The 12,432-nt window shown below is 46.7% G+C and carries 8 protein-coding genes and 1 pseudogene; 2 read left to right on the top strand and 7 right to left on the bottom strand.

Translation table 11 applies throughout. The features are described 5' to 3' along the window. Positions 1-14 precede the first annotated feature (14 nt). From NC856_RS01385 to NC856_RS01370, 4 genes are all read right to left on the bottom strand, one after another. Positions 15-1,001: an aldo/keto reductase gene (locus tag NC856_RS01385; RefSeq protein WP_264088620.1), complete on the bottom strand. Its 987-nt coding sequence runs from the start codon at positions 999-1,001 to the stop codon at positions 15-17. Positions 1,002-1,067: 66 nt separating this feature from the next. After that, positions 1,068-1,784 carry an SDR family oxidoreductase gene (locus NC856_RS01380; RefSeq protein WP_264088619.1) on the bottom strand — a complete coding sequence of 239 codons (717 nt, stop codon included), beginning with the start codon at positions 1,782-1,784 and terminating at the stop codon, positions 1,068-1,070. A gap of 24 nt (positions 1,785-1,808) precedes the next feature. After that, positions 1,809-2,171: a 5-carboxymethyl-2-hydroxymuconate Delta-isomerase gene (locus tag NC856_RS01375; RefSeq protein WP_264088618.1), complete on the bottom strand. Its 363-nt coding sequence runs from the start codon at positions 2,169-2,171 to the stop codon at positions 1,809-1,811. Positions 2,172-2,194: 23 nt separating this feature from the next. Then, positions 2,195-3,598, bottom strand: a complete 1,404-nt coding sequence (locus tag NC856_RS01370) for an MFS transporter (protein ID WP_264088616.1) — start codon at positions 3,596-3,598, stop codon at positions 2,195-2,197. Positions 3,599-3,932: 334 nt separating this feature from the next. On the opposite strand from NC856_RS01370, the pseudogene NC856_RS01365 reads away from it, so the two are divergent. Then, a pseudogene (locus tag NC856_RS01365) lies at positions 3,933-4,043 on the top strand (IS5/IS1182 family transposase); the annotation flags it as partial. A gap of 85 nt (positions 4,044-4,128) precedes the next feature. Here NC856_RS01365 and NC856_RS01360 read toward each other — a convergent pair. Then, on the bottom strand, positions 4,129-5,013 hold the full coding sequence (locus NC856_RS01360) for a LysR family transcriptional regulator (protein WP_264088615.1): 885 nt from the start codon (positions 5,011-5,013) through the stop codon (positions 4,129-4,131). Positions 5,014-5,970: 957 nt separating this feature from the next. Between NC856_RS01360 and NC856_RS01355 the strand changes: the two genes are divergently transcribed. Further along, on the top strand, positions 5,971-6,642 hold the full coding sequence (locus NC856_RS01355; RefSeq protein WP_264088614.1) for a GntR family transcriptional regulator: 672 nt from the start codon (positions 5,971-5,973) through the stop codon (positions 6,640-6,642). Positions 6,643-6,705: 63 nt separating this feature from the next. Here NC856_RS01355 and NC856_RS01350 read toward each other — a convergent pair whose 3' ends face one another. Further along, a complete protein-coding gene (locus tag NC856_RS01350) occupies positions 6,706-7,128 on the bottom strand; it encodes a type III secretion system chaperone (protein WP_264088882.1) in 423 nt (140 codons plus the stop codon). A 22-nt stretch (positions 7,129-7,150) separates the two neighbouring features. Next, entirely contained in the window at positions 7,151-12,304 is a 5,154-nt protein-coding gene (locus NC856_RS01345) for an AvrE-family type 3 secretion system effector (protein ID WP_264088612.1), read from the bottom strand. Positions 12,305-12,432 lie beyond the last annotated feature (128 nt).

Here is a 12,432-nt window from a genome sequence, read left to right as displayed (position 1 = left end):
AATATTTTATATTTTTAGCGATTAATTAGAGCCATCATTTTGTTTTCGTACCGCGGCCCGGCAACACTTAGGTTTTGCAACAAGTTATCCAACTCTGTTTTAATATGATCCGGAAGAACAACTCTTGAGGCTGCCACATTTTCTTCTAGATATTTTTTACGCTTAGTACCTGGGATTGGAACGATGTTATCTGATTGAGATAGAATCCAACTCAAGCATAATTGTGATGCTGATACCCCGATAGAATTGGCAATCTCAGTTACTGTTGAAGTAATTTTATGATTATGCTCAAAATTCTCATACTTGAAACGCGGGTCTAATGAGCGAAAATCATCACTTCCATAATCTTCGGCTGGTTTTACCTTCCCAGTTAAAAAACCACGACCTAAAGGGCAAAATGTCACCAAGCCGATATTTAGACTTTCTAAAAGTGGACGAATGTTTTCATCAAGGTTACGCTCCCAAATTGAATATTCACTTTGTATTACTGACAAGGGATGTACTGCATGTGCACGTTTAATGATGCTAACACCTGCTTCACATAAACCGAGATATTTTACTTTTCCTTCTTTGACTAAACGTCCCATCTCACCGATAACGTCTTCAATAGGGACTTCAGGATCTACGCGATGTTGGTATAACACATCTATATAGTCAGTGCCTAAACGCTTCAGCGATCCTTCTACAACGTTTCTTATATGGGCTGGCTTACTGTTAACACCCGTAACTTTTCCATCCTGAAATAAGAAGCCAAATTTTGTCCCGATAGTGACCTTTTCGCGCACACCTTTAAACGCTTTACCTAATAGCTCCTCGTTCAAAAATGGTCCGTAATTCTCCGCAGTATCAAAGTATGTCACCCCAAGATCTACAGCACTTAACAGTGTTGCAATCGATTCCTGTTCATCGCTTTCTCCATAAAACTGACTCATTCCCATGCAACCCAAACCGATTTCAGATACGACTAAACCCTCATTACCTAACTTACGCTTGTTTAACATATTATTATCCTGATTTTGACAAATTGAATTAGATAGAACGTTCTATATATTTCCCCCCTAAAAAAATCAATTAGCTATGGTTCCTCCCCCATCGATTAAAAGAGATGAACCAGTGGTATATTCGTTATCTGCTAAAAATAATACTGCTTTAGCAACATCGCTGGGTTTACCTACACGCGCAACGGGAAGACGATCCTTAGCTGAACTATACATTTCATTTCTTTTATTACTTTCAATATTATCCCATAACGGCGTCATGACTAAACCAGGCGAAACTGAGTTGACTCTCACCGGTGCCATTTCTAAAGCAAGGCCACGAGCAAGTCCATCAATAGCTGCGTTAATTGCACCCTGTAAAACTGTATTTTTCTTCGGTCGCGATGCCAAATAACCAGATACTAAAGTTAAAGATCCGCCAGCATTAATTTTAACTTCACGGGCAATACGATATGCTCCCCAGAACTTACTTTCCATCGCTGCTTTTGCATTGTCGAGGGTAAGCTCTTTTATGCTTCCCATTGGTGTCACTGCTGCAGTTATAACCACATGATCCCACTTCTGAGCTTTTTCAAAAAAACTTGAAAGGCTTGAGTCGTTAGTAAAATCTAGAATGCTGATTTTTGCTTTATTATTAAGCTCTAAATTAGCATCCTCAAGCTTCTTTTTATTTCTTGAAGCAATAGTTACATGAGCTCCGTAATTAATAAATTGACGCGCAGTTTCGAAACCAACACCAGAGCTTCCACCGACCACAAGCACATGTTTCCCTTCAAACTCATACATAAGCAACTCCTTTAAAGTTTAATATTACGATTGAATCCTCGAATAATTCTTTTTATCAATTTCTAGAATTTGAACAGAAATGCTTGCTTCTTTCTCAAGTAATGTATTTTTACAATACTTCTTCAAAATCTCTAAAGAAGCTTTACTAATATCCATCTTTTCCTCATCTGTCTTCCCTGACATTATTTGTATCTGCAGCGCGGCAAATGCGTTTTTTTCCTCACCATCACCAATAAAATAAGTATTGTATTCAATAGCTCTACTTTTAAAATCCTGCTTTTTAAATGCCCACAATTTCATTAGCGCATTGTGTAACTCGAAAAACATTTCCTTCACTTCAAAATCTTCTGCAATATTGTCACTATATTCCAATACAATATGCGGCATTTGGCTTATCCTTTGATGTTTAATTATGTTATTGTTTTAATACTTTTGTTTGTTGAAGATAATGGTTCTGACACTATATCTCGCTTGACGTAGATAATTGACTTTACCATTGCTGCAATGAGTAACACAGCAGAAACTAAATATACGTAATTAATATTTTCGGCAATACTTTCAACATTATCCGAAACCATAGTCCCAAACAATGCTACTCCAATCGCTCCTGCAAATTGCCTGCCGGTATTTAAGATTGCTGATGCTGTACCTGAGATGGTTTTATCTACGCTTCCAATCACTACCGTTGTTGTCAATGGAATAGCTGTCCCCATACCTAACGTAACCAACATCATTCCAGGAATCATTGCAATGATCCCTGTATACGCTGGAAGTAATGCTAGCCACCCATAACCTATTGCCGCAACACCTAGACCAACAGAAATAGCGGCTCTATATCCGATCTTTTTTACTAACCTAACACTATTTAGATTTGCTATCATAATCACTCCTGTCAATGGAAGGAATGAAACTCCAGATGCCGCTGGGCTGTAACCTAAAACTTTGTGAAAATAGAGTGTTAATACAAATATCAAACCATAAAAAGTTAAGCTTAATAAAGATGCGGAAAGGACTGATGATGAAAAAGGCATGATTTTAAAAATCGACAGTGGTACTAAAGGATTTCTAGAAAAAGCTTGCCTAATTAAGAAAGCGCCAAAGAGAACGGCAAATAACACTATTCCTAAAATAACATTCTGATCCCAACCGTCTCTTCCGACTCTAATGAAACTGTTAATTAATGCTAACAAACTCAGGCTGATAAGTATTTGTCCTAACAGATCGAACCGACCTTCAACACTTTTTGTCGTTTCTGTCACCACTTTGAATGTAATGGCAATGGCACATAAGCAAATAGGTATATTCACAAAGAATATCCATTGCCAACCTGGATACGTAACAAGTACTCCACCAAGCACAGGCCCTAACGCCGTAGCTAATGCACCTGATGCTGCCCAGATACTTACCGCTTTAGCTCTTAATACATTATCGCCTTTGCATGCATGCGCGATTAAAGCTAATGAAGTTGGTAATACTAATGCACCACCCAAACCTTGAAATGCGCGTGAAATTATTAACATACTCGTAGAGCTTGAAAGACCGCATGCAAATGAAGCCAAGCCAAAAATGGCAAAACCGGCTATAAAAATTCGTTTGCTCCCAAGCCTATCCCCTAATATACCTGCCGTTAATAAAACAATTGCCAAAACTAACGTGTACGCATCGATAATCCATTGTAATCCAGCTAGAGAACTTCCTAAGGATGCCCCTATTGATGGCAATGCAATGTTTACTATGGTTACATCAAGTTGGATGATTACAAATGCTAAACATGTAGTAAATATCGTCCAAAAAACTTCACTTTTAGTTGTCATAGCTTATCCTACAATAAGAAATAGCCACTTTTTTGTTTTGCATATCATCATGCAATCTATGAAAGTAGGCTTTGTATTGATCGCCATGCTATGCCGCAGATCTAGATTTTTAAATACTATTTTAGTTTAGGCAATGTTAAGTGTGACTTAGCAATCTCACTTTCTTTACACTTCCTATTGATGTAGGCAATTGTTCTTTTAATAGCATGATGAATTAGGACATATACTCTGCTGCCCAGTTTCTAAGCAAGACAGCAAGCCTTATGAGTCATTAGGCTGTGTCCCTTAATTGCCTGAGCTATAGTAACTATCTGTTTTTACAACATATTGAGCTATGAATCGCTACGCCCTTCCCGATGAAGCATGGACCATCATCCAGCCCTTATTACCTGTTGAGCCTGCCTCTCCAGAGGCCGGACGCCCATGGGCAGAGCATCGTATGATCGGTAGCTGTCAACGAAGTTGACAGCTACCGAAACTGGGTTTTATCCGTTTGTTTTACAGAAGATTATGCAATTAAGGGACACAGCCTAGCCGAGCTTCTTCACTAGAAAATCGACTAAACTTCGAATCTTTGGCAGTGGATTATTTTGATATGGATACAGTAAATGTACTTTTCGGGGGGGGGGCAAAAAATCATCTAACATACTGACTAATCTGCCGTTTTCTATGTCCTGCGCCATTAATACATTTGGCAGCATCACCAGACCTGCACCTGCAAGCGCGGCTTTCCTTAACGCTAAGCCATTGTTTGTCGAAAAATTACCTTTCTCAATGTTAGTACGCTGCCTGCTATCAAATAAGCTTTCCCATCCTGTATTTTCATTCCATAAAAGATGAGTCAAGCAATTATGATTCTTCAATTCAGCAGGACTGCTTGGAATACCGTTCTCCTTAACGTATTGTGGAGACGCACATATTCTCATACTGTAATGCTTTAACTGCTTGGCTACTAAATAACTCGATGTCTGAAGATCACCTATTCTAATCGCGACATCGATCCCTTCTTCAATTATATTACTTACATTATCGTCTAATAACAGTTCAATTTCAGTACCTCTAAATCGCTCTATGAACTCCACCAAAGCTTGCGTTACTAAAGTTGAACCCAATGTATTCGGCGCTGTAATTCTTATTTTCCCCCGAGGGGCATTATCCAACCGCTCTGCAATTGTTTCTGATAACTTTATCTTTTCAAGTATATCCTTGCAGTCATTCAAATATAATCTTCCAGCTTCAGTTAGACTTTGCTTACGTGTGGTTCTATTTATCAATCGTACTTTAAGTTTTTTTTCCAGATACTTAATATGCTTTCCTACCATAACTGGTGAGATATTTAATAAGCTGCTTGCAGCACTAAAACTCCCTACTTCAGTGACTGTAACGAAAACTTTCATACTTTCTAAATTGCTCACTGTGCCTCCTGCTAAATTTACATCCCTTTATTAAATTAGTGCATTTGAACTTTTAGCACTTTTCTATCTATCTTGTTCATAATTAGTTCCACAGCATTCTTCCAACTTTTAGTATTTTTATTTCAGTTCAAATCGTCAATTAATCACCAGGGTTTAAAACTACTGTCACAAATACTTAGCACACATAAAATATTAGGTCAATATTCAAATCAATTCAAATCAATTCATATGTTAAAAAAATGTGTAAATACTTACATTTCAATTAATTAAATCAATTCTCTCGTTAAGACTTTCCTTAGCAATATTCAAGAATTCTTTTTTATAAGATTAGCATGCACAGTTACTGCTGATCCGTGTTGTGGCTGAGTGACGCAAAAAAATCCCGCCCTGTTTTAGGGGCCGGGATTTTTACGATGACTTTTATTGAGTCAGGTAAATTCTATTACTGCCCAAAATTTTTCCACAGTTGTAATAAGGATTGGTGTTGCTGCCGGGCCTGCTCAATGACTTCCGTCTGACGTTGCTGTATTTCATTTCGTTCTGCCGGATTAAGTGGCGCGGATAATACGCAATAAGGTAAAAAACCGGCAGCATAAAAAGCGGCTTGATAAAAGCCCGCATGGTTTTCATTCCTGTTGTTATTAATATTTGCTGGCACAGTAGAACCGTTAATTATCAAGCTCAATATATTTCATGACATATAATTTCACAGCAATTAATTTAACTTAACTCAATATAAAATATTGCAAAAGCTAATAATTACAGAAATATTACATGGCCTATTTCCTTCGCTGGCTAAAAGAAGATAGATACGCGGCGGCTGCAGCATTGGCATTAATTCCACCAGGCGCATTCAGGCAATAGGGTAAACGTATGGCTGGTTACATGGCATTTTTGATGCATCATATTGTATATTGAGCGTCCGGGCGCTGCCGACGCCCTTCACTGGGGAAATGCGTGAACTATCCAATTGGACAAATCAATCATAGTTATCTGGGGTCCAGCGTCTACGCTATGCTGCGTGAAGCGCTGATTGTGGGCCGGCTCAAACCAGATGATCGTCTGCGGATCCGTGAACTGGCGGCTCAGGTCGGCACCAGTGTGACGCCGGTACGAGATGCCATTTTGCAATTGGCTAAAGAGCAGGCCCTGGTGCTTAAAACCCCACGGGACATTCGCGTGCCGCAATTAACCGAGGAACAGTTCAGAGAGATCCGCACGCTGCGTCTATCACTGGAAGGCACCGGCGCGGAACTCGCGGCCCAACGGATATCGCCGCAGGATATGGCGCGCATCACGGAGAATATTCAGCAAAACCGGCTGGCGATCGACCAAAACAATCTGAGTGACGCGTTACGCTTAAATAGCGAGTTTCATTTGCTGTTGGCGCAAACGGCGCAGATGCCGTTGCTGAACCAGTTTATCGGTAGTTTATGGATGCGAACCGGGCCGTTAATCGCCCAGGCTTATGCACACTTCTCATTAAAAATGGCGATTGAACATCATTACGACGTGCTCAACGCGTTGCGTAAGCGAGATGGTCAGGCGGCGAGACAATCCATTCAGGAAGACATTCTTGACGGCAGTGAAACCATGCTGGCGTTTATTGCGGTCGAGCAGCAGGAATAACTGGCAATCCGCTGATAAACAGGCTACGACACAGCGCGCTAATCGCGCTGTGTCGTTTCAACGTCAGGCCGCTTCAACCTGAGCAAGCAGATCGTTGATAAACAACCGGGTTTCCCCCACCTGACTGATAAACGCCGACAGTAAAGCGTTGAAACTCGGTTCAGTCAGCGTCTCCAATGTCTGTTGCGTACACAAACGCAGGTTGTCATTTTCATCCAGGGCCAGCCAACATCCCTTCATCGCCGCCATTTCAAAATTCAGCAACAGCATCAGATGATAAATCCCGGCATGGTCATAGTGCTGAAAGCTTACCAACTGACAGTGCAGCAACAAGGCATCGCTGTTTCGGGGAACTTCCAGCACGGCGGCTTCCTGTCCATCAGGCCCGTTCATCACGCAGACGCCATCTTGCAAACTTAGCGAAGTATGGTGCGTCTGGCCGTAATGTTGCAGTAACCGGGTCACCTGTTGTTGTGCGGGTGTCATTTGTGTCTTCTCATTCATGGAATTATCCTTTTAGTTGCAAACCATCTTGGTGCAATTGTTGCATAGCGCTGGCGGTGGACGGATTGGCTTTCGCAATATCCCCGCGCAGCTGGTAACTTTGCGGCATCATTTGATCCTTGCCATATTTGAAATCGACGCCGCCAAGCAGCTTGCTCATCGTCACGCCCGCGCTGCTTGTCGCATTCACGATCACCGCCGGGGTAGTGAATCCTTCGCTCTTTTTCACTGTTTGATTCACGTCAATATTGGCCAGCCGCAGATTGTTGCGGTCTTTGATCATCTTGATCACATCATCTTTTCCGATAGTTTGATTCTGCAAACCCTGTTCAATTTTTTCCCGCACATCGTCCTTGAGTTCCAGCGTCACAATGACCGAAGCTTTATCGTTCTTCTGAAGCTGACTAACGATATCCTTTAACGCCGGGTTCTCCGCAATCAGCGGCGTAATACGCTCGGCATTACTGGGCGCAAGCGTGGAAAACAGGTGGTTGCCCAGCACATGAAACAGTCCATTTTCCGTCAGATTTTTCAGGTTGGTGTATGTCGTCATGTGCAGCACGCTGGACAGAATGGCGCCGTCACGTTGGGTCACATCCTGACGTACATCCAGACGCTTCAATGCCGTCAATCCCTGATGCTGTGCATCCGTCTTCGCGGCTTTACCAGTAAAGTGCTCACTCAGGATCGTCAGTTGCTCATCCGGCTGCGACATTTTTTTCACGCCATCGATCAGCAGCTTACTGGCCGGATCGGTAAAGGCCGCAGAGAGCGAGTCAATGAGCGTGTTAATGTCTTTTTTCTCCACCGGATCCGCTTTTGTCATGACCAGGTTGACCGACTGGCTGGTGCGTGAATCCACAGTCAGGTTTCCGCCGATGCTCACCGCCGGGAACACCGGGATCAACCCTCCCGCCTCTACAAGCATACCCACAGTAAGCGCGGCATTTGCACCCAGCACCGCCTGATTCATAACGCGCATCCGGTTATCGGTAGCCGCATAGAGCGTCATTTTTTCACCCTCAGTGACGCTTCTTTCTTTGTTGGCGCTCAAAAAGTTGCCAGCCGCCGTCACCCCGACGGTGCCGCGCGTCAGGACGCTGGTGGGAGACGCGCCAGCATTGGTCAGGTCTATCGTGCCGCGCAACTCCAGCGCGGCATTCCCTTCCAGATTGAAGGCGACCGTTCTGCCCGCCTTCACGCTGTGCTCCGCCCCTTTGCCCATCACCGTCAGCGGGTTCAGCGTGCCGCTGGTCAAACCATCAACAAACGCTGGGATTTCCTCGTCTGGCAGCGCAAAGTACAACGCGTTCTGCTGCGCCACCTGCAATCCCGCCGTGATAGTGGCGGAAAAACGCGTATCCGGGGCAAAATTGTGTTTGCCGGCGATCTGCTGCGTCATTTTTGCCGAGGTTGTCCCTACCAGATATTCGCTCACGTCATAGCCGCTGCCGAAGCTCAGTTTCCCCGTAATGCCGCCGCTGCGTTCAAAGGCGACATAGGTGGTATTTTCCAGGCGTGTGAAATTCATGCTGTAGCCCCTGTCTCCATTGACGCCAGCCCCCGGTACGGGCGGGAAAGGCAATGAAGTTGAGGTTACGACAAACGCCGCAGACGCGGCGGCGCCATAAGACCGGCTGAAGGTAATGCTGTCGCCTTCAGCCATTGACGTCAGCGTCGCTTTCATCTTATCGGCCAGGTCGGTCTGATTGCCGGCATGCATCACGGTTTTTGAGGTGACGCTGAGGGCGGCGTCCTCTTTTCTGAACGCCTTCATAAAGGTTTTAACGGCATCATAATCCGCTTCCAGCACCTTATGGTTGGTAAAGCCCATGTCAGTAAGGCTTTTCACCGGATTCGCCCCGTATTCTCCCTGTCGCAGCGAATTGAGTTCTTTCATTAACGGCGCCAGCGCCGCTTCGTTCGGCGAGGTGCCGGATAACTCGCTGAGCCGATCAGTCAACTGATGCACCTGACCCAGCATCAACGTATCCAGCACCAATCGGGATTTCGCCAGTGACATTGGATCATGCGTATCCCGTTGTACGCCGGACGCATCGGCATTCAATTTCTGATTAATAGGCGTCTTACTATCCACAAACGCCTGTATCAGCGTAGCCGCCGTACTTTCCTGGGATGGCGGGGTCGCCTTCATTGCGGCCAGCAGCATGGGCGCCAAATCTTTTTCCTGACGCTGCCGCCCGCCAAAGTTAAGTATGCCGTTTTGAGAAGGGGGTTTGATGTTCGTGTTGATCATATCCCGGTCATTCATCACGCCTGACTGCTTGCCGATAAGCATCGCGGCTTTAGCCGAACTGCTTTCCAGTTCGCTATGGAACTGTTTTAACAGATTGACTAACGGCTGCCCTTTTTTACCCAGATCCAGATCTTTTATCTTGCTCGCCAGATCCGGCGCCGATTCACGCGGGCCGCCGCTGGTCGCCGTTTCCAGCTTGTTGAGCAACGTACTCTGCGTTTCATAAACCGCCTTCAGCCCTTCACGCCCTTTGACCTGATGCTGTACATGGTCGGCAAAGGTTTTTAGCGGACGCGGCACCTCCAGCGAGAAGTTGACGATATGCGCCCGTACCAGATCAGAGAGTTTACTTTTAACCTTCTGCGATTCCTCACCGGTTTTTCCCAATGCCTGAAAATCGGCTTTGGCGTTCAGGCCGGTCAGCGGCATACGCTTCCCTTTCGTGGCCGTGTTCAGCGTATTGAATAAGTCTTCCGCCGCACGCGTGTTGCCGTTTGGCGCCCCATTGCCTTTCGGCACCTCGGTTTTCCACGATCCCGATTGCATGGTATGCAGTTGATGCTCATCATGCGCAATCTGCACACGATTCTGCGCATCGGTGCCAAGTGAGGTTATTTTACCGTCTATCGGCGTATTCACCGGCTGCCACTGCGCTTCGCCGTGATTAGTCGCGTTTTGCCAGTCGTTTTTGGGCAACTGAAAGAGTTTGCCGGCATCATTCAGCGCAAAAAGGTTCTGCTGGCTATCCAGCGTGATGTTGCGGATATCGCCGGTCAACCCCTCTTTGGGCAGAGGCAGTGGCGGTGAAGCCAGTTTTTCTGTACCGTGTTTGATGTGGTGGAAATGCAGGTCGCCTTGCTGATTGACAGCGACAAATTTATTGCGGTTGATTAAGGCAATGGTCGACGTGCCGTCTTCTTTGCTGATGCCGGGCAACGCCGTGCCAGCGGAGGGCGTCGGACGCACCTGCGCCAGCGCGAAAACGTTATTATCCCCGTGGGGAAACGCGGCTGATTTCATATTGAGTGATAATGGCTTGACTTCGCCGTCTTTAAGGATATAGGCCCGGTTGTCCAGTCCCCGCTTAAGATCGCCGGCCTCGACGTCGGATGCCTCCCAACTCTGGGCGTTTCCGTTGTAAAAATGAACTTTTCCATCCTGAAGCGCCAGCTTACCCTGGTGGCCCAGATCCACGGTATCCTTGGTTTCAGGCGTCGGCAGCTTCAATCCGAGCGTATCATCCACCACCAGACTATCGCTCAGGTTCCAGCCGGGCGTCGGCGACAAGGAATTCTCACCCAATGACGCCACATGTTTTTGTCCCTGACGATCGGTAGCCAGCACATGCGTTTGCCCCTGCTCATCATGCGTAAACCCGGTAATGCGGTGATCGGCCCCCAGCGCCCCATCCAGTTCCGGGGTTTCAAAAGACTCCAGCGTCACACTCTGCTCGCCCGGCTTAGGCAATGGCGTATGAAAAAGCTTGCCCTCATTATCGGCTATCAGCAGGTTTTGCTTGGTAATGGCAACTGCACTTGCGTGAACCGGTCCATTATCCTCCCGTTTCATTTCGATTGCCTTCGAAGCGGAGCCGAACGAAGGCGACAGATGCAGTTGCGCCATATGGTCCTTTTCGGTCAGCACGGCCACCTGCCCGCGCTGATTGACGGAAAAGGCGCTGACTTTATCGCTGAACACCGCCATTCCAGGCCCTGCGGAAAGATTGACCAACGCGCGATCACTCTTAATCGCATACAGTTGATCATCTCCCTGCCGGGATAACTGACGGTGCGGCGCGTCGTCGGTTTTCTGCCACACGCCGAACTCGGGATTGAGTGAAAACAGTTTGCCGTCATGAATCCGCAGTTGCTCACCCGCGGCGGATGACGAGGCGGGTTGTTGGTAGACGCCGGTCAACAGTTCGTGATTCATGCGCCCGGCCAACGGCGCGTCGGGGATCGCGCCGCGTCCGCTGCTATGCAGCGCGACATGGCTATTTCCTTCACTCTGGATCATGAACTGACGACCGGACTTATCCAGCAACATCTGCTGACGACCATCCTGACTTTCATTATGGGACACAAACGGCTGATGGTTTTTCCCCAATGTCTGTTGCAACAGCGTGGTTAGCGTATCCGGCAATCCCTTACCAAACTGAAGTTTTCCGTGATCATTGATCTTAAGACCGAATGTCGGTTCAGGCGCGACACGCGCCATACTCTGTATCGGCCCGCCGGATGCCAACGATGTCCGTAAATTTTGTTGCGCTTTTGCTCTGGCTATCGGCGCCTGACTGCTCTCGCCTTGCTCCATGATCCTGGGCCGTGAACCGATTGAATCCTCTCGCCGTGATGAGCCTGGGGTACTATGAGGTGAATCACTTTCAGCATCGCTTGCCCGGGGCGAGGTCGGCGGGGTGTAGAACTCATCGCTGCGCCCGCTCACACTACCGGACTCGCTGCTTGCGTCCTGCTCTTGCATCGCTGGCAACGCTGGTGCGCTGCGATGTGACGCGCCTTTAGCCGAGTTATCCTCCGCCAGCAATTCGCGCAATGTCCGCGATGTTTGCTTCGGCATATCAGCAACGGGCCGGGACTCAGGCATGGAACGCGGCAAGCTCTGAATCGGCCCGCCTGATGACAATGACTCACGCATGGAACGAGGTACGCTTTGAATCGGGCCACCGGAAGACAATGAGTCGCGCAATGTGCGCGGCAAACTCTGGATCATGCTGCCTGATGACAGCGGCGAGCGCAGATCCTTCAGACGCGAACTCTGGTTTTTCACCCCGCTGCCTGAACCCTGCTCTAACATCGGCTGCTTATTTTTATCATGGATGCCTTGCTGGATCAGCGACTGTACATTTTGTTGACGCGCACTGCTGCCAGCGCCCTGCGTCAAGGATGATGATCGTGAGTGAGACGGACTAATTTCGGCAAGAGGCTGACTTGAATTGACATGATTAATTCTATGCATGATGGGTACCGGAATTAACGAGTGGCTGTTAAGTGCTGAGTGATTGCTCCGGC

Origin of the sequence: Brenneria izbisi (assembly GCF_025840185.1) — a bacterium.
Classification (GTDB): Bacteria; Pseudomonadota; Gammaproteobacteria; order Enterobacterales; family Enterobacteriaceae; genus Brenneria; species Brenneria izbisi.
This window is presented reverse-complemented; position numbering and strand designations above follow the sequence as displayed.